The sequence below is a fragment of the Clostridium sp. CM027 genome (genome assembly GCF_024730565.1).
Lineage (GTDB): Bacteria > Bacillota > Clostridia > Clostridiales > Clostridiaceae > Clostridium_AD > Clostridium_AD estertheticum_B.
Genome location: NZ_CP077725.1, coordinates 1720361 through 1738038, shown reverse-complemented (window position 1 = coordinate 1738038; position 17678 = coordinate 1720361). Strand labels below are relative to the sequence as shown.

The window sequence follows — 17678 nt, the reverse complement described above, 5'->3', positions numbered from 1 at the left end:
ATTACAAAGAAAAAAGGAGGGAAATTCAATGGTTAGAAAAAAGATTTTATCCCTAATTTTAATGGTAGGAGTTGTAGGTGGCATTAGCGCATATGCAATAAACTATCATAATTCATCTATGCAAAACATAAAGGTAATGGCATACAAACCATCTGCTCAAACAAATGAAAAGGGTTATCAAATCGACAAATATCAAAATATTGAAAGTGCTGCTTGGATTAATGACAATGAGGTTTTAACATTAACTAAAAAGGGAGAGTTTAAAACCCCGGATTCTATGGTGCCTATAAACTACTGCAGTATCTATAATTTAAATACAAAAAGTTCTAAAGACTTTAAAGAGGTAAATATAGATGAATTTATGGGTGTGTCTCCTGATAAAAAGTATGTTCTTTATTCAGAGGCAAGAACCATTCCTAAATGTGAAAGTCCGGAATGGCAAAAAGCTCTTGATTCAGGAGAGCTTCTTCATAAAAACGTAAAATTATTAAATTTATCTACAGGCGAAATCACGAATGTAAATACAGAAAGACTTAATAGTGATGCACAATTTATATGGATAAGTAAGAATAAAATTTTAGCAAATTATTTTGAAAAATGGGCAATCATTGATACAACTGGAAAAGTATATGCAAATGGCAGCTACAATGCTGGTAAATTTGATAATGCCCGGATATCTGGTGTTGATGATATTAAAGATTTAGGAACCACTGTAGAAGGTAAATTCTATTACACTCAAAGCAAAAGTGGAAAAGAAGGAGTTAAATTATGTACAGCGGATGTTAAAACTAAGGAAACAAAAACTATTTTTTCAAATCAATACGCTGGCATGGCCGATAAAAAAAGCAAAACAATTATAATTGATCATTTTAATAATAATGGTGAACAATCACCTGATGGAGTATTTGTAAATAGAACTTTTGGAGCTATTATTATGGATGAAACTGGTAAACAACTGCAAGATATAAAACTGCCTAAAGGTAAAATTAATAATACCTACGTAGTATCACCTGATGGAAGTAAAGTTGCTTATGAAGAAGGAGTTAATCATGATGGCCATACTCCACCTGACCCTGATACATCTATTAAAATTATAGATACTAAGACAGGTGCTATAAAAGAAATAGTTAATGGTACTAGTTTAAAAGATAAAGATGCAAAAATTGAATATCGTACATTTCACTATATAGACAAAAACGGTAAGTATGTAAAAAAGAAGATACCTGTATGTATAGCAATTTCAAATATTTGTTGGGATAGTACAAGTACTGCTTTATCATTTACTTATGGAAATTATCGTTCAGGTAATAGTGAAATAAATACGTATATTGTTAGTTTGGATAAATAGAATGTGGTTACATATAATTTAAAAGAGGAGCAAAAATATGAATATCCATCATAAAATAATAAAAAAATTTTAAAGTTACTCATTATGGCAATATGTTTATCTTTAAGCATATTTATCCTGGTAGCTTATTCACATAAAAGCGATAATACCTATAAAAATATAGGTCAGAATAAAACAGTGATTAACACTAAACTAACAAAGATAGCATTTGAGAGGAATAATAATGTGTATCTTTATGATGAAATAAATGAACAGGTTGAATCCATAGGGGATAAGTAAAAATCAAAGGAGTTATTTCAGTTGTAACAATATTGGAAGAGATGGATATACTTAATATGGTAGAATTTTAGAATGTAAAATTAATTTATGCTTATATATATACTATCAATTAAATAGAAGAATAATTGATTGTTAAGGAGCGAGGCAAATGTATTCACCTATTTAATACACAATAAAGTTATAAAACATTTCAAAATTAACTTTTAAAACAAGGTTTTTTTGTTGTGCAACTTTGGAGGTGTATTAAAAGTGAATAAAAAGGCTAACGTTTATATAATGTATATTATTGTGTTTCTACAGGGATTTGTTTTTTATGGGCCTATAGCTACATTGATAAGGCAAAATAGAAACTTATCTTTGTCTAATATGTTTTTAATAGAGTCTATATCCTGGATATTAATGATTATTTTTGAAATCCCATGGGGATGGTTTGCAGATAAATTTGGGTATAAGAAAACACTTGTTATCTCAAATTTTATATTTTTTATATCAAAAATAGTTTTTTATAAATCAACTTTCTTTGGGATGTTCCTCATAGAACGAGTGTTATTAGCAGTATCATTAGCCGGAATTTCAGGTTGTGACATTGCTCTAATATATTCATCAGTTAAGCAAGAGGAGAGTGAAAAAGTATTTGGAATATATAATGCATTTTCAACTGGTGGTTATTTAATTGCCTCTATTATGTTTTCAATACTCGTAAAACAGTCCATGGATAGTACTGCATTTTGGACTATTATACCTTATGCAGTGGCAGCAGTATTAACTTTGTTTATAAAAGAGGTTAATGTGCAGCAAATCGAAAAGCCTAAGTTTAAGCAAAGTTTACTAACAGCTTTTAAAAACAAAAGCATTATTATATTGGTAATTTCTTTTGCCTTAATAAATGAAGTAGTTCAAGTAGTAGGTGTATTTTTAAATCAATCACAATATGTGCGTTGTGGAATAAGTATTAAATATTTTGGAGTATTGGCAGTTGTTATGCAAATAGTTCGATTGAGTTCAATTAAAGCTTATAAAGTAAGCATTAAGCTAGGTTCCAATAGAAGTATTCAAATTATATATATGATTATTACTATATGTTGTACAATACTTATATTTACATCTAGCGCTGCATTAACTATACTTTCAATAATTGTTATATGTGGAAGTGCAGCTATAATTTCACCTATAGTTTTAGATATTGAAAATAGAAATATAAGTACTGCTAGCAGGGCGACCCTTTTATCAGTATTTGCTATGTTTGGAGATTTAACTGCTGCAGGAGCAAATGTAATTATTGGAAAGACGGCTGATATTTCAACGTCCTCAGCATTTATAACTTGTGTGATTATGTGTGTTTGTGCATATATATTATTGCTTCTCTATAAAAAAACATCAAAGAAATAAATACAAAAAAACAAGTTATAATAGTAGCCTCTAAAATAATGCAACAATATCAGTAATACCAATGGATTATTATGCATGCCTATGAAATCGCACTTTGCATCAAACATAGGAAAGCATATTACTAACTTTATATTAAGTTATATGTAATACAAACTGGTTTATTATTTAGGGGCTCATTAATGACTACAGCATCTATATTAAATATTTTCCTTAAGTTATCTTTAGTCATTATTTCTTTAGGACTACCAGTGCAAACTATGTTACCATCTTTAATTCCTACCATATAATCTGCAAATCTTGCGGCATTATTTAGATCATGAATAACCATAACAATGGTTTGTCCTTGCGTCTTATTCAAACTTTCTAGTAATTGTAGAATTTCTAGTTGATGTGCTAAATCTAAATAGGTAGTAGGTTCGTCTAATAATAATATTTCAGTTTCTTGGGCGAGTGCCATAGCTATCCATACTCTTTGCCTTTGGCCACCTGACAATGTCTCTATAGGTCTGTCCTTAAATTCTTGCATGCCAATTATTTTCAGTGACCAATCTATTTTTTCTTTATCTTGACTCGTTAGTTTACCGAATCCACTTTGATGAGGAAATCTTCCGTAGGCTACGAGCTCACCAACAGTTAATCCATTTGGTGCTTGAGGACTTTGTGGCAAAACTGCCATTTCTTTAGATATGAAATTAGAACTTAAATCTTGAATGTCATTATCATTTATGTATATGACTCCACTTTTAGGCTTCAATATTCTTGCAATAGTCTTTAATATAGTTGATTTACCACATCCATTAGAGCCTATAATAGTTGTGATTTTTCCTTTAGGTATGTTCAAATTTAAATTTTTTACTATGTCAAAATCTCCATAAGATATAGATAAATTTTCGGTTTTTATGCTGTTCATATGTAACCTCCTAAGTTATTCCTTCATAATTAAATAGATGAAATAGGGTACTCCAATAATTGAAATGACTATTCCAACGGGCATTTCAATAGGAGCTAAAATATTTTTAGCTATGGTATCAGACAACAATAAAATTATTGAACTAACTAGTGCTGCAGTTGGTATTAATAATTTGTGCTTTGGCCCAACAAGCCGCCTTGCTATGTGTGGCGAAATTAGCCCTAAGAATGATATGGTTCCGGCAACCGCTGTAGCCGTACCAGCTAATGCCACGGTATATATAAGTAGTGATCTTCTTTCTTTTTCTATATTTACGCCGAGTCCAACTGACAGTTCGTCGCCTAAACTTAAAACATCTAGATATCTTGCTTTATAAATTATAAGTCCGGTAAAAATAAATACAAATGGCAGAGTTGCAATAACATAACTCCAATTGGTTCCCCAAATACTTCCTGAGGTCCAAACCATTATTTTGTTGAAATCTTGAGTTGTAAATCTAAATTGAAATAGGATCAATATAGCGTTGAAAGCAGAATTAATACCTATCCCCATCAAAATCAATCTAGTAGGATTTAGACCCTTTTTCCAAGCTAAAGTATAAATAAGGAAAGCTGCAAAACCTGCTCCAAGCAAAGCTACGATAGGCATGGTAAACACCGTTAGCATGCTTATATCAGAATATACTTCTCCATTCATAAAATATATATAAATAACTACAGCCAAGGCTGCACCAGAACTTATTCCTAATATGCCAGGGTCAGCAAGATCATTTTTAGTTATGCCTTGAAGTACGGTTCCTGCTATAGCTAAGGCACTTGCCACAAGTATAGCTATAATTATTCGTGGAAGCCTCATAGTGAAGAGTACCAGTTCATGCTTTTTATTTCCCTGTCCAAATAAAGTTTTAATTACATCTAGAGGACCTATAGCAAAAGTTCCAATATTAAAACTAATTATAAATATTGAAAAGAGTAGAACGAATAATATGATTATAATCAAAATTAGCTTTTTCTTTCTTTTATGGTTTTGCATTATAATGAATTGGCCTCCTTTCTGACAATATATATGAAGAAGGGTACACCTAGTAATGCTGTTAGCGCCCCAATAGGAGTTTCATAAGGCTGATTTATCATCCTAGCTGCTATATCGCTATAAACTAGCAAATCCGCACCGAGTATTAGTGAACATGGGATTATAAATCTATAATCTGGTCCAACTAAACTTCTTACAATTTGTGGCACAATAAGTCCAAGAAAAGAAATATTTCCGGCTACAGCCACTGAACTACCGCTAAGTAATATTACGATGACTATACCAATAAATCTTATGATATTTGTCTTTTGACCAAGTCCTATGGCAATATCTTCCCCTAGGCTTAAAATGGTTATTTTAGGAGAAATGATTATTGCGGCAATGACACCAAAGGCACCAACGGAGGCTAATAATTTTACCCCTTGCCATTTTGCAGTAACAAATCCACCACCAACCCAAAAGCTTAGTTGCTGAGATAAATTAGTATACATTGCAATAGCGGTTGCGAGAGATATTAAAAGAGTTCCCAGAGCGGTTCCTGCTAAAATAAGTTTAATGGGACTAACACCTTTGCTAGATTTTGAACTTAATATATACACGAATACACCACTTAAACTAGCTCCGATAAAAGCAAAAAACATCAGTCCTGAAGTCCCTATATTAGCCCTCATCGCAAAGGCTATAGCTATGGTAAAAGTTGCACCTTGAGTGATACCCATTATAGAGGGGTCAGCTATTGGATTCCTTGTTATTCCTTGCATTATAGCACCAGACACTGCTAAAAAAGCCCCAACCAAAGCAGCTGCAATCATCCTGGGAAGTCTTATATCACGGATGATCTTTGAGTTTATATCAACGCCATCTGAAAATATGCTATTAAATACTGTATATAAGTCTATATGTTTTGCACCCAGGGATACGGACAATACCATACCAAAAAATAATATAATAAGTCCAATTACAATTAATAATGAGCTTATGATTAGTCTATTCATTTTTTTCTTATGTTCTGTAACTATCGATTTTTCCATTAAAACGGTACACCTCACATTAGCCTTAGATTAAAATGTATTAGGATAAAAGGGTGATAACGGTATATGGGAATATATCATTTATCACCTAGAAATATAATATATATTATTTCATAAATTCTTTCTTTATCAAATCAAGTAATAATTCTCTTCCTATTGGAGAATAACCTTGTGCAAAATATGGGCTGCTATCAAGCGTTGTAACATTTCCATTTTTTACAGCTCTCATGCTTTTCCAAACAGTACTACTCTCTAAATCTTTTTTATCAGCATCAGTTGCTATAACCACAATATGATCTGCGTCAATGGATGATAAACCTTCCATAGTTACTACTGGTAAACTTATTCCTTCTTGATTTGGCATGTTAGACGGTTGAGCTAATTTCATATCTGACAATAGTATTGAACCTATACCTGCATCACTGAAAATATAAAATTTGCCTGAACTTGCAAGTATCGTAAGGTAAGTTTGCGGGCCATTTTTTTTCTTTATCTCAGATCCTATACTTATAGCTTTTTTATCGTAAGCCGCTAGCCATTTTTGAGCATCTTTTTCTTGCCCAAATAGCTTGGAAACATCAGTTAATCGGGTCCGCCAATCGTTAGCATAGTCTTTAAGCATTACGACAGGTGCAATAGCTTTTAACTGATCATATATTTTTGTTTGCCTTTCGCTCATTAAAATTAAATCTGGATCTAATTTTAGTATAGCTTCCATATCCATAGTATCCATCATGGAAAAGCCTACAAGCTCAGAGGTACTCATTTTATCTTTTAGATAACTTGGTATTTCCGTAGTTTTATAAGAATCAGCATTTGCAGTACCTACGGGGATATGGTTTAAAATTAATAATTCCTCACTTGATCCAGATATATCTACAATACGTTTAGGGGTAGTAGGGACTGTTACATCACCTTTTATTGTACTAACCACCTTGGTTACACTCTTTTCTTTAACTTCTTCAACGGTTTTTGAACAACCTGTAAAAGCTATAATGGAAATTACTGTTAATGTTATTAATCCTAATAATCTTTTTTTCTTCATAATAAATCTCTCCTTGTTTAAGTTGAATTAGATATGTATACGACCCAATGATTAACCGGAATCATAAATTATTTATATGAGTGATAATTGCAAATGACAATCATTATCAGTGAATCACAATTTTCATTATATCAGAACTACTAAATATGTCAACAATTTCTTTTCAATTTTAATAAAGACAAAATTGGGGGCAAAGTTTAAGGCTAAATAAATCTTTAGCCTAGAAACGGTACAAAAAAATAATTTGACTATATATTGGTATAAAGAAGAACTATTTACGTTTATGAGTAAAGATAATTAAAATAAATAAAAATGGAGAGGCTAGTATGAAAGTTAATACAATATTAAACAAGCAAAATATAAAGAATGCATTTTTTGTGATACTGGGGTGTTTATTATCTGCTATAGGTGTAAATATGTTTTTAGTAAATGCAAAACTATTCAGTGGAGGTCTGTCAGGTATGGCAATTTTAATACAGTATGCTTTGAAGGTTCCAGCAGGATATACTGTACTACTAGCTAATATACCTTTATTGGCATTAAGTTATAGGAAATTAAACAAAAGATTTACTATATACAGCATGATAGGGACTGTATCACTATCTCTATTTTTAGTAATGACTAAAAGTTTAAGCAGTATTATTACGGTACATGATGCGCTTCTAATTTCTGTATATGGAGGGGTATTAATGGGCGCAGGAGCAGGGCTTGCATACTCAAACCACGGTTCAGAGGGTGGTATGAACATAATAGTAATGTTAATTAAAAAGAAATGTGATAGTTTTGATGTAGGTCAATTGGGTTTTATTGTAAATTGCGTTATAGTATTTTTAGGAATGCTATTAAATGGAATAACTATTGCATTATACACGTTAATGAGCATGTATATAGCAGCTTTTGTTACAGATAAGATAATCCGTGGTTTATCACGAAAAAAGGTATTACTTATAATTACAGATAAAGAGGAGGAAGTTTGTGAGTATATAACAAACTCTAAGCACCGTGGAGCTACAATACTAAAGGGCAACGCACTTACAGGCAAAGAAAGAAAAGTTATCTATTGCATAGTACATGTATCAAAATTACCAGAGTTTAAATATTCAGTGCAGAAAATAGACGAGGATGCTTTAATTTCAATAATAGATGCTTCAGAAGTAGATGGTAGAGGATTTAATTCGAATATTTTATAAAAGATATTATCTCAAATTAATTAGAGGAAGTGTTAATAATGCTTGGAAAAAGACTATGTTTAGGAGACACTATTGGACTCATTGCTCCTGCCAGCCCAGAAAATATTGAAGCAATACAAAAGGTAATTTCATTTCTAAAAAATAGAGGGTTTAATATAATAGAAGGAAAACACCTATATGATAAGTGGGGATATCTTGCTGGCAAGGATGAAGACAGAGCAACAGATATAATGGAAATGTTCAAAAATCAAGCAGTAGATATGATCCTCTGCATAAGAGGGGGATATGGTTCAAGCAGAGTACTCCCTTATCTAGATTTTGATGTAATAAAAAAAAATCCAAAGATATTTGCGGGTTTTAGTGACATAACAGTTTTTCTAAATTCATTTTATGAGAAATGTGAACTAACTACATTTCATAGCCCAATGGGCAGTTCTAATCTAGAAGATATTGAAACTTTTAAAAGTTTTATGTTCACATTTATGGAAGGGTATAAGCCCTATACTATTAAAAACCCATCTGGATTTACTACTAAGTGTATTACAAAAGGTAAGGCTCAGGGTAATCTTATAGGTGGTAATCTTGGGCTATTATGCAACTTGCTTGGAACTCCCTATGAAATTAATATGAAAGATAAAATCTTCTTTATGGAAGAGGTTGGCGAAGAACCTTATAGAGTTGATAGGATGCTAACACAACTCCTATTAGCTAAAAAACTTCAACAGTGCAAGGGGATTATTCTAGGCCAATTTAAAGGTTGTGATTTACCTAGTTATCAAAGAAGCCTTACTTTAGAAGAGGTTTTTCAAGATAGATTATATAAGTTAGGTATCCCAATGTTTTCAGGGTTTTGCTCAGGTCATGATTATCCAAAACTAACCCTTCCCATTGGGGCAAGGGTGAAAATGGATGCTGAGGCTGGAGTTATTCATGTAATGGAAGGCGTAGTGGAGTAATATAAAAGCTTGCAACTTAAAAAAAATGCAAGCTTTTATTTAAAATATCTTATTTTTTAACTGGTTCGAGACTTGCTTGGAAGTGTCTAAGAACAGCTGGCTCCCATGTAATTCGGTAACCTGTTATTTCGCTTGCTCTTTTTTTAATTGCAATTAGGGCATCTGCCATAATATCGATATGGGATTGAGTATAAACACGACGTGGAATTGCAAAACGTGTAAACTCAAATTCTGATTCTATTTGTTTTCCTGTATCAGGATCATTTCCCATCATATAAGATCCAATATCGCATGTACGAATTCCAGCTTCTATATAAAGTTCAATCGCAAGGGCTTGCCCCGGGAATTCATAGTATGGAATCTGAGGTAACAACGCCTTTGCATCTACAAATACACCATGGCCTCCTACTGGTGATTGGTACGTAACGCCTGCATCATCAAGTCGTGCTGCAAGATACTCCATTTGTCCAATACGATAGTTAAGGTAATTTTCATCAAGTCCTTCATAAAGACCAAGTGCTAAACTCTCAAGATCACGACCTGAAAGACCGCCATAAGTAATAAAACCTTCGAATAAAATTGTACGTGCCTTACAAAGTTGGAACAATTTTTCATCATCTTTAATGCCAATTAATCCACCCATATTGACAATTGTATCTTTCTTAGCACTCATTGTAAACATATCTGCATAACTAAACATTTCTTTTACAATTTCTTTAATTGATTTATCTGCAAACTCTTTTTCTCTTAATTTTACTAAGTAAGCGTTTTCAGCATAACGTGCAGCATCGATACATAATTTAATACCGTATTTTTTACAAACATTTGATGTTTCTCTTACGTTTTGTACAGATACTGGCTGGCCACCTGCTGAATTATTTGTAACTGTCATAACAACAAGACCAATCTTATCAGCACCGTACTCTTTAATTAAGGATTCTAATTTTTCAACATCCATATTTCCTTTAAAAGGTGCTCTTATAGCTGGATCTTTAGCCTCAGCAACAACACAATCAATGGCTCTTGCACCCGTTGCTTCTACGTGTGCTCTTGTTGTATCAAAGAAGGTATTAGAGATAGAGTATTTACCTTTTTCCATTAATAATCCAAACATAACCTTCTCCGCTGCGCGACCTTGATGAACTGGCTGAATATATTTATAACCAAAAATATCCTGACCTGCTCCTACAAGTTTATAGTAACTTGATGAACCGGCATAGGCTTCGTCGCCTCTCATGATACCAGCCCATTGTTCTTGACTCATTGCATTAGTTCCACTATCTGTTAATAAGTCAATATAAACATCTTCACCACGAAGGTTAAACATATTGTATTTTGCTTCAGCAATCTTTTGTTTCCTTTCCTCACGTGTAAGCATCTTAAGAGTCTCTACCATCTTAATTCTAAATGGTTCTGGTATATATTTTATGCTCATAATAAAAACCTCCATTTTATTTATTTAAAATGTAATTATGTTGAATGAATAAATCATTGCCCCCCTGTAATATAATGGTTTTTATATTTTAAACCCCCTATAGAAGGATTTTATCACTGCAATAATATATAGTCAATGGTCTTAATAAAATTATTAACAATAAATAGAAACAATCACTAGCAAATGGGATTTGTTATACTAATTTGCCTGATTTAAGGATTTTTTATAGCTTTAAATGAATTTGTAGTCGATAAGTAATTACTTTATTAATAATAAATTATTAAAAAATAACGTTTACGTTGTAACTTTTATATAATTGTGATAATCTATATAGCATATTATAAATTTAGATTTTAAAATTTCTATAATAAATACACTAGTTATGAAGTTCCATATAAAGTGGTGTAATAAATATATAAGAGTAGGTGGAAAAATGAATGACATTATGTTAAAACAATATAGCATTCTTGTAGAATTTTTAGGAAAGTCCCTAGGTCCAGATTATGAAGTTGCTTTACATGATTTTGGATATGATACAAATTCCGTAGTTGCAATAGCGAATGGATATGTTAGCGGACGAACAGTTGGCGCTCCCATGACTAATCTTGCACTGAGTATTATATCAGATAAGAGTTATAAAAATAACAACTATAAACTCAACTATAATGGAGTTTCTAAAGATCAACGCATATTGAGATCTTCAACCATGTTTATTAAGGACGAGAACGATGAGCTTGTGGGAATGTTGTGCATTAATTTCGACGATAAAAAATATGTAGATATAAGCGACCAAATATTAAAGCTTTGTCACCCAGATAAATTAATTGAGCAAAATAGCACATATGAATCTGTTAATTCTCTTTTGAATGATAATACTGAGACCTTTTCGGGATCTATTGCTGAAGTAACAGAAACTGTTTTAAATAAGGTATTAGACGACAATAACATCCCTATTGATCGATTGTCGAAGAATGAACGGATAAATATCATTGATATATTAAACCGAAAAGGTGTTTTTATGCTTAAGGGAGCTGTAAGTGAAGTGGCAAAACAACTTTATTGTTCAGAGCCTAGTATCTATCGCTATCTCAGCAAAGTCAATAGAAATATGGATTGTACTTGATAAAGAAAACAAATAAAAAACCTTGAAATTTAAAGGTTTTTTGTTATATGATGCACCATAATAAGAAACCTGACTGAAATAAAAAGCAAAAAAGTTAATTATAAATAAAGAACATACCATATAATTATGGTAGTAGGAGAAAGTTGTGAAATGATAAAATATTTACAATCAAAAACAGTTAAGATAACTTTGTCTGCAACAATAGCAATTATTATATCAAATTATATGGGATTAGAATTTGGAGTAACTTCGGGTATAATTGCAATATTAAGTATTCAAGATACGAAGAAAGAATCTATATTAGTTGCAGGTAGGAGAATAATCGCATCCACCGTAGCTATACTTTTATCTTTTATGCTATATATTTTACTTGGTAATAATCCTATTGTATTTGGACTATTTTTACTTATATTTATACCAATAACTAATATTTTGAAAACAAGTGAGGGTATGGTTATTGGCGCAGTATTATCAACACATCTTTTAATAAGTACAGATATTAATATTTTCTGGATTATAAATGAAGCAAAGTTAACTATAATAGGTATTGGGGTTGCAATGGTTTTTAATTTATATACAGCATCATTAGAAGAGGATTTTGAGAAGAACAAAGAGAAGATAGAAGAACAATATAGATTAATATTATCAGATATGGCATTAAGTTTGATTTCACAAGCTGTACCAATTTATGAGCAAGAAGTAATTTCAAGTGTTGAAAAGCTAATTAAAAATACTAAATTGATGGTACAAATAATAAATAATAATCATTTGTTTAAGAGTAATGATTATTATGTAAGTTATATAGATATGAGAAAAATACAATTAGAGGCTATAAAAAGAATGAAAAGACATTTTTCAAGATTTTATATAACCTATGATCAAACTATAATATTGTCAGAATTTACTAATGATGTTGCAACTAATATTCATGAAGATAATGATTGTATCGAACTTATTAATAAGCTCACTTTACTTAGGAAAGATTATGAAATTATGGCATTGCCAAAGAATAGAAATGAATTTGAAAATAGGGCATTATTATTTCTATTTTTAAATGATTTAGAGGACTTTTTAATTATCAAGAAGGAATTTAAAGAATGTTTTGAAAATTAACAATACGTAGTCAAGTCTAAACAAATTCATAACATATTATTTACAATTAACTACTATAATAACTACAACGAATATATATATCAGAGGCTTTGAAAATTTTAGTTTTATTAATCTAGTATTTTATTAGAAAGGTGAGGATTAAAATGAAAGAAGAAGAATTGTTATATAATGTGATTTTTCCTGAAGATAGTGATCCTAATTATATTAATTATGGTTATTTTATTGGGAAGAGTAAAAAAGATGTATTTAAATTGAAAGCTATTATAAATGAAAGTCAATTAAATCCAATATTAATTTGTGATGGCAATAAGGCAAATGCTTTTTTTGCTAAAGTTTTTCAAAGTGAAGTAGATAGGTTTTTGAAAATTGTAAGTGAACTTAAGTTTAAACAAATTAAAATAAATAGTTGTCATATGAACGAAGTAAAAAACATGTTTGAGGAAGATATAATGAATCACCGGAAAAAGGGGTATAAGCCAGCTAGATATCTATTACCACGGAGATTTAATAGAGGAATAAGAAATTGGAAATTACCAGATATAATAGAGCTAAATTCAAGAGATGAAAACAAACCAACATTAAATGGAGTAATTAATCTATAAAGATTCAAAAGGTCTATTTATTTTTAATATATATTTTTCTCGCTATTAAATAAAGGGCTTTAGCAATTTTGCTAGAGCCTTTTTGAACTTTATTTATCATAAATGAAAGTAATAAATTTTATATTACGTAAAAATCATCCATAGAAAGGGGATAACTTCAATTGGCTATCGTATATCAGTATACTGAGTGGTGTTAAAATGACCAAAATAGTTTTGGGCTGGATAATCCATATCATCATAAAATATAAAACCATCTGCAAGCATAGTTTCCTGGCCATTAGCATATTTCCAAATAGACACATTTTCAGATTTATCACTACGGAAGAATATGATGTCTTTGTTATTTATATATATTGGTGAAAAATCGAAATAATTTTGGTTATTTGTAAGCTGTTTTATTTGTTTTGTAGTTGTATCAATACTGAAAATATGGTGTTGCCCGTTTAAAAGCCATTGAGTTAAGCCGCTAGGCACATATTTTTGTTCTTTAGAGGAAGCATATAGGATTGTATTCCCATCATTTGTGTAATAAGGTGTCATGGTTGTTTCTCCCTTTGGGGATAAGGACTGAAATTTGCCAGTTAAGATATCTAAAACAACTAAATCTTTGTTATTACCCATCTCTCTACCACCACCGTAGATTAATGCTAAAGAGTTACTGTTTTTAGGGTTTGGGGATATATTATCACTATAGCCTAGTGAAACTATATTTGGATTAGTATATTCTATTAATTTATTTTGTGAAATATCGTACACTGCCAAATCAACTCCATCTGCTGCAAGAGAGCCTGCATGTGGATGTTTCCATATATACAGATACTTATCATCATTTGATATACCGATTATTATAGGATACATTCCTAAATCGTCAACTGTATCTATTTTACTTGGGATTGATTTTATAACTATTTTTTGTGTTTTTGCTATTGGATCAAAAAATAATATTCCATAATCATTTCTATAATCAGATCCATTTTTTTTATAGTATAGGTACTGCTCTGCATATATTCTTCCTTTACTATCTAAGGTAATATTTTGGTAATTAAACTCATTTTGAAGGTAAGGTTTACTGATTTTATTTACAACATCATAAACATATAAGCCGCCAGTGGTAGGAGAGTATAGTAAAGTATTTTTATCTTGCCATGCAAATGATAACTGTGACGCATTATCGACTACTTTTATATGTTCTAGTTTATCCGTTGTAATATATAAAACACTATCCTTCATGTATGAAACCAGACTTTTATCAGGAGATATGAGTGGGTGAGAAAAGGTACCTCCACTATCTAATGTGATATTATCATTTTTATCATTTAACGAGACTAAAAGTAATTCATTTTTCCGTATTACCACAGCGTTCATACTTTTAATGTCTGGAGTTTTTTTTATTGCAGTATTTTGTAATTTAAATGTTCCTATGCTCTTTTCGCTTTTACTGATTTTTGATGGACAGCCGCTTGTAATGCCAATAGCAGCTAGCAATAACATTGTAATTGTTAGGCTTTCCACCTTTACTTTTATATTTATCATGATTTCATACCACCAATCTATCTTTTTATAGATAGCATTCCCTGATTTCTATGAAACAAACTGGAATAAAAATAGCCTAAATTATATTATACAATTTAGGCCGTTTTGAATAAATATCTCTTTATATGAGTTTAAATCTTCTTCATGTAGTTGCGCAACATCTGCAAACTTGCATTCCTTATTTAATAAGGAATATTTATTTTGTCCAAATTGATGGAAGGGTAATAGATTTACTTCGGCTACATCCACTTCTTTTAATAGATTACAAAAGCCCTGAGCATCTTCCGAAAAATACAATATATAGAAATTCAACAAAAGTACTTGCAAATATACTTTTACGCATTTCATGAGTTTGTGGTATATTATTATTAATTGAAATTGTAATATGATAGCTATTTCATTTAAGTAAACCCGTAGATGTAGTTATTAATTAATATGCTATGATCAGAACAAAAAAATAAGAAATAGTGCGTATGAAAAGAATTGCAGGAAGGAGCACTTTTAATGGAGAAAAGTATGGATGAAGAACTTTCTAGTATATTTATAATTTTTGGTGGAACTGGTGATTTGACAAAAAGAAAACTTATTCCAGCTATTTTTAGTTTGATGTACGAGGAGAAATTACCTGAAAATTTTACAATTGTGTCTATAGGAAGACGGGAAAAAACAAATCAGCAATATAGAGAAGAAATGTATGAATCAGTGAAAAAATTCTCTAGGTTTTCTTTAAATGAAGAACTATGGGATAAATTTAGTAAGAAAATTTTTTATAAGAATTTTGATTTTACTTCAGATAATGAAGCGTACAAGGATTTAGATTCATTTTTGGAAATAATGGAGACTAAATATTTAACTGGAGGTAAAAGATTATATTATTTAGCAGTTGCACCAGAGTTTTTTGAAGGGATAATTAGAAATTTAAAGAATAATGCTATGGTTTGCAAAGACACTGGCTGGCAGAGGATAATGATCGAAAAGCCTTTTGGATCAAGTTTGAAAACGGCTAGGATTTTAAATGATAATATATCAAAGCTTATACCTGAAGAGGATATATTTAGAATAGATCACTATCTGGGAAAAGAAATGATCCAAAACATATTAGCAATAAGATTTGGTAACTCATTATTTGAACCACTATGGAATGCAAATTATATTGATAATATTCAAATTACGTCCTATGAACTTTTAGGCGTAGAGAACAGAGGCGGATATTATGAAAATGCTGGTATTTTAAAAGATATGCTTCAAAATCATTTGTTACAAATATTGACTATGATTGCGATGGAACCTCCAGTAGACTTTCAACCAGAATCTATAAGAGATGAAAAGGTCAAGGTATTACGATCACTCAGACCTTTTACCGCTGAGACTTGCACGGAAAATATTGTTCGGGGTCAATATGGCTCTGGCTTTGTCAATGGTATAAAAGAGGTGGCGTATAGAGACGAAGATAGGGTATCAAAAGTGTCAAACACAGATACTTTTATAGCCCTTAAGACTTATATTGACAATTTCCGGTGGGGAGGAGTACCCATATATATAAGAGCAGGAAAAAGAATGGATACTAAAAGCACAGAGATAGTTATTCAGTTTAAAAAACTTCCTGGAATTAATTATTATAAGGAGTTTAATCAGATTAGTCATAATCTTTTAGTCTTAAAAATTCAGCCAGAAGAGGGCTTTTTCTTTCAGATAAATGCTAAAAAGCCAGGTAGTGAATTTAAAATGGAAAAAGTTGAATTAGATTATTGTCAAAGCTGTAAGTATTTAAATGATTCACCCGAGGCTTATGAGAGGCTATTGCTTGAAGCAATTAGAAATAACTCATCTTTGTTTACTAGATGGGATGAACTTGAATACTCGTGGAAATTTATTGAAAGCATTGAAAAAGGATTTGAAAATAATATACCTAATTATCCTAATTACTCAGCAGGGACCTCAGGCCCAGAGGAAGCAATGCATTTAGTTGAGCGGGATGGCGGACAGTGGTGGAATACAGCACAAAATTAAGGAGGCGTAACATGATTATATATGATATATCTATGACTATAAAAAAAAGTATGGGAGTATACAAGAATATAGAGGGAAAAAGACCAGTGATTAAATTTGAAAGGAAAATCCCAAAGGATAGCATTAATGAATCTAGTATATGTATGAACTTACATACAGGAACTCATATTGATGCACCGTATCATGTAGATGATATGGGTGCTACTATTGATGCTATTGATTTAAATAAATTGATTACAAAGTGTAGAGTTTTGGATTTAACAAAAATAGTAAATGGAATAACAAAAGAAGATCTTATGGATAAAAACATTAGGCCAGGTGAATTCTTATTGCTTAAAACTCGCAACTCATTCACAGATGAATTTGAATTTGATTTTGTTTTTCTTGAAAAAAGTGGAGCAGAGTATCTAGCAGAAAGAGAAATAATTGGAGTAGCAATAGATTCACTTGGAATAGAAAGGTCTCAGCCAGAACATGAAACCCATAAAATTCTTTTTAGCAAGGGAATAACTATAATAGAAGGTGTTAGACTAAAAGAAATAAAAGAAGATGAATACTTCATGTGTGCTATGCCACTTAAAATTAAGGGAGCAGATGGTGCTCCTGCTAGGATAGTTTTAATAAAAGACTTAATATAAGTACTTATAGTTCAAAACTTAAAAATTATATAAAATTACAGTTT

At 31.0% G+C, this 17678-nt stretch carries 17 protein-coding genes; 10 read left to right on the top strand and 7 right to left on the bottom strand.

The window, feature by feature from the left end; translation table 11 throughout:
* The first annotated feature begins 28 nt into the window (after window positions 1-28).
* The 3 genes from KTC92_RS08275 to KTC92_RS08265 all read left to right on the top strand — a co-directional run bounded on the left by KTC92_RS08275 (window position 29) and on the right by KTC92_RS08265 (window position 3016).
* Window positions 29-1348: a hypothetical protein gene (locus KTC92_RS08275; RefSeq protein WP_220286527.1), complete on the top strand. Its 1320-nt coding sequence runs from the start codon at window positions 29-31 to the stop codon at window positions 1346-1348.
* 84 nt (window positions 1349-1432) lie between these two features.
* Window positions 1433-1627, top strand: coding sequence for a hypothetical protein (locus KTC92_RS08270; protein WP_258280748.1), 195 nt, complete (start codon window positions 1433-1435; stop codon window positions 1625-1627).
* 249 nt (window positions 1628-1876) lie between these two features.
* On the top strand, window positions 1877-3016 hold the full coding sequence (locus KTC92_RS08265; RefSeq protein WP_220286526.1) for an MFS transporter: 1140 nt from the start codon (window positions 1877-1879) through the stop codon (window positions 3014-3016).
* A 127-nt stretch (window positions 3017-3143) separates the two neighbouring features.
* Here KTC92_RS08265 and KTC92_RS08260 read toward each other — a convergent pair whose 3' ends face one another.
* The 4 genes from KTC92_RS08260 to KTC92_RS08245 all read right to left on the bottom strand — a co-directional run bounded on the left by KTC92_RS08260 (window position 3144) and on the right by KTC92_RS08245 (window position 7034).
* A complete protein-coding gene (locus KTC92_RS08260; RefSeq protein WP_220286525.1) occupies window positions 3144-3926 on the bottom strand; it encodes an ABC transporter ATP-binding protein in 783 nt (260 codons plus the stop codon).
* 15 nt (window positions 3927-3941) lie between these two features.
* Entirely contained in the window at window positions 3942-4958 is a 1017-nt protein-coding gene (locus KTC92_RS08255) for an iron ABC transporter permease (protein WP_216303146.1), read from the bottom strand.
* A complete protein-coding gene (locus KTC92_RS08250) occupies window positions 4958-5989 on the bottom strand; it encodes an iron ABC transporter permease (protein WP_258280747.1) in 1032 nt (343 codons plus the stop codon). Before KTC92_RS08250 ends, KTC92_RS08255 begins: the two co-directional genes overlap by 1 nt.
* A 106-nt stretch (window positions 5990-6095) precedes the next feature.
* Complete coding sequence (locus KTC92_RS08245; RefSeq protein WP_220286524.1) at window positions 6096-7034, bottom strand: iron-hydroxamate ABC transporter substrate-binding protein; 939 nt, start codon at window positions 7032-7034, stop codon at window positions 6096-6098.
* A gap of 326 nt (window positions 7035-7360) precedes the next feature.
* Here KTC92_RS08245 and KTC92_RS08240 point away from each other — a divergent pair, with 326 nt between their 5' ends.
* Together KTC92_RS08240 and KTC92_RS08235 are read left to right on the top strand one after the other, a co-directional pair.
* Window positions 7361-8224, top strand: coding sequence for a YitT family protein (locus KTC92_RS08240; RefSeq protein WP_216303144.1), 864 nt, complete (start codon window positions 7361-7363; stop codon window positions 8222-8224).
* Between the two features lie 38 nt (window positions 8225-8262).
* Window positions 8263-9180, top strand: coding sequence for an LD-carboxypeptidase (locus KTC92_RS08235; protein ID WP_216303143.1), 918 nt, complete (start codon window positions 8263-8265; stop codon window positions 9178-9180).
* A gap of 49 nt (window positions 9181-9229) precedes the next feature.
* Here the strand turns inward: KTC92_RS08235 and KTC92_RS08230 are convergent, their stop codons facing one another.
* Complete coding sequence (locus KTC92_RS08230) at window positions 9230-10615, bottom strand: tryptophanase (RefSeq protein ID WP_216303142.1); 1386 nt, start codon at window positions 10613-10615, stop codon at window positions 9230-9232.
* A 433-nt stretch (window positions 10616-11048) separates the two neighbouring features.
* On the opposite strand from KTC92_RS08230, the gene KTC92_RS08225 reads away from it, so the two are divergent.
* The 3 genes from KTC92_RS08225 (at window position 11049) to KTC92_RS08215 (ending at window position 13453) form a co-directional block, all read left to right on the top strand.
* Entirely contained in the window at window positions 11049-11738 is a 690-nt protein-coding gene (locus KTC92_RS08225) for a transcriptional regulator (protein WP_165413091.1), read from the top strand.
* Between the two features lie 150 nt (window positions 11739-11888).
* Complete coding sequence (locus KTC92_RS08220; protein WP_216303141.1) at window positions 11889-12851, top strand: aromatic acid exporter family protein; 963 nt, start codon at window positions 11889-11891, stop codon at window positions 12849-12851.
* A 143-nt stretch (window positions 12852-12994) separates the two neighbouring features.
* On the top strand, window positions 12995-13453 hold the full coding sequence (locus tag KTC92_RS08215; protein WP_165413093.1) for a hypothetical protein: 459 nt from the start codon (window positions 12995-12997) through the stop codon (window positions 13451-13453).
* Window positions 13454-13618: 165 nt separating this feature from the next.
* Here KTC92_RS08215 and KTC92_RS08210 read toward each other — a convergent pair whose 3' ends face one another.
* Together KTC92_RS08210 and KTC92_RS08205 are read right to left on the bottom strand one after the other, a co-directional pair.
* Window positions 13619-14986 carry a hypothetical protein gene (locus tag KTC92_RS08210; protein WP_220286523.1) on the bottom strand — a complete coding sequence of 456 codons (1368 nt, stop codon included), beginning with the start codon at window positions 14984-14986 and terminating at the stop codon, window positions 13619-13621.
* Window positions 14987-15067: 81 nt separating this feature from the next.
* A complete protein-coding gene (locus KTC92_RS08205) occupies window positions 15068-15334 on the bottom strand; it encodes a hypothetical protein (protein ID WP_220286522.1) in 267 nt (88 codons plus the stop codon).
* 156 nt (window positions 15335-15490) lie between these two features.
* Between KTC92_RS08205 and zwf the strand changes: the two genes are divergently transcribed.
* Together zwf and KTC92_RS08195 are read left to right on the top strand one after the other, a co-directional pair.
* Window positions 15491-16996 (top strand): glucose-6-phosphate dehydrogenase, encoded by a 1506-nt coding sequence (zwf, locus tag KTC92_RS08200; RefSeq protein ID WP_216303138.1) that lies wholly within the window; start codon window positions 15491-15493, stop codon window positions 16994-16996.
* An 11-nt stretch (window positions 16997-17007) separates the two neighbouring features.
* A complete protein-coding gene (locus KTC92_RS08195; protein ID WP_216303137.1) occupies window positions 17008-17634 on the top strand; it encodes a cyclase family protein in 627 nt (208 codons plus the stop codon).
* Window positions 17635-17678 lie beyond the last annotated feature (44 nt).

What these genes read in the sequence shown, in the direction of transcription:
- KTC92_RS08275 (WP_220286527.1), top strand. Translation starts at nt 29, where the DNA reads ATGGTTAGAAAAAAGATTTTATCCCTAATTTTAATGGTAGGAGTTGTA.
- KTC92_RS08270 (WP_258280748.1), top strand. Translation starts at nt 1,433, where the DNA reads ATGGCAATATGTTTATCTTTAAGCATATTTATCCTGGTAGCTTATTCA.
- KTC92_RS08260 (WP_220286525.1), bottom strand. Translation starts at nt 3,926, where the DNA reads ATGAACAGCATAAAAACCGAAAATTTATCTATATCTTATGGAGATTTT.
- KTC92_RS08255 (WP_216303146.1), bottom strand. Translation starts at nt 4,958, where the DNA reads ATGCAAAACCATAAAAGAAAGAAAAAGCTAATTTTGATTATAATCATA.
- KTC92_RS08250 (WP_258280747.1), bottom strand. Translation starts at nt 5,989, where the DNA reads ATGGAAAAATCGATAGTTACAGAACATAAGAAAAAAATGAATAGACTA.
- KTC92_RS08245 (WP_220286524.1), bottom strand. Translation starts at nt 7,034, where the DNA reads ATGAAGAAAAAAAGATTATTAGGATTAATAACATTAACAGTAATTTCC.
- KTC92_RS08240 (WP_216303144.1), top strand. Translation starts at nt 7,361, where the DNA reads ATGAAAGTTAATACAATATTAAACAAGCAAAATATAAAGAATGCATTT.
- KTC92_RS08235 (WP_216303143.1), top strand. Translation starts at nt 8,263, where the DNA reads ATGCTTGGAAAAAGACTATGTTTAGGAGACACTATTGGACTCATTGCT.
- KTC92_RS08230 (WP_216303142.1), bottom strand. Translation starts at nt 10,615, where the DNA reads ATGAGCATAAAATATATACCAGAACCATTTAGAATTAAGATGGTAGAG.
- KTC92_RS08225 (WP_165413091.1), top strand. Translation starts at nt 11,049, where the DNA reads ATGAATGACATTATGTTAAAACAATATAGCATTCTTGTAGAATTTTTA.
- KTC92_RS08220 (WP_216303141.1), top strand. Translation starts at nt 11,889, where the DNA reads ATGATAAAATATTTACAATCAAAAACAGTTAAGATAACTTTGTCTGCA.
- KTC92_RS08215 (WP_165413093.1), top strand. Translation starts at nt 12,995, where the DNA reads ATGAAAGAAGAAGAATTGTTATATAATGTGATTTTTCCTGAAGATAGT.
- KTC92_RS08210 (WP_220286523.1), bottom strand. Translation starts at nt 14,986, where the DNA reads ATGATAAATATAAAAGTAAAGGTGGAAAGCCTAACAATTACAATGTTA.
- KTC92_RS08205 (WP_220286522.1), bottom strand. Translation starts at nt 15,334, where the DNA reads ATGAAATGCGTAAAAGTATATTTGCAAGTACTTTTGTTGAATTTCTAT.
- zwf (WP_216303138.1), top strand. Translation starts at nt 15,491, where the DNA reads ATGGAGAAAAGTATGGATGAAGAACTTTCTAGTATATTTATAATTTTT.
- KTC92_RS08195 (WP_216303137.1), top strand. Translation starts at nt 17,008, where the DNA reads ATGATTATATATGATATATCTATGACTATAAAAAAAAGTATGGGAGTA.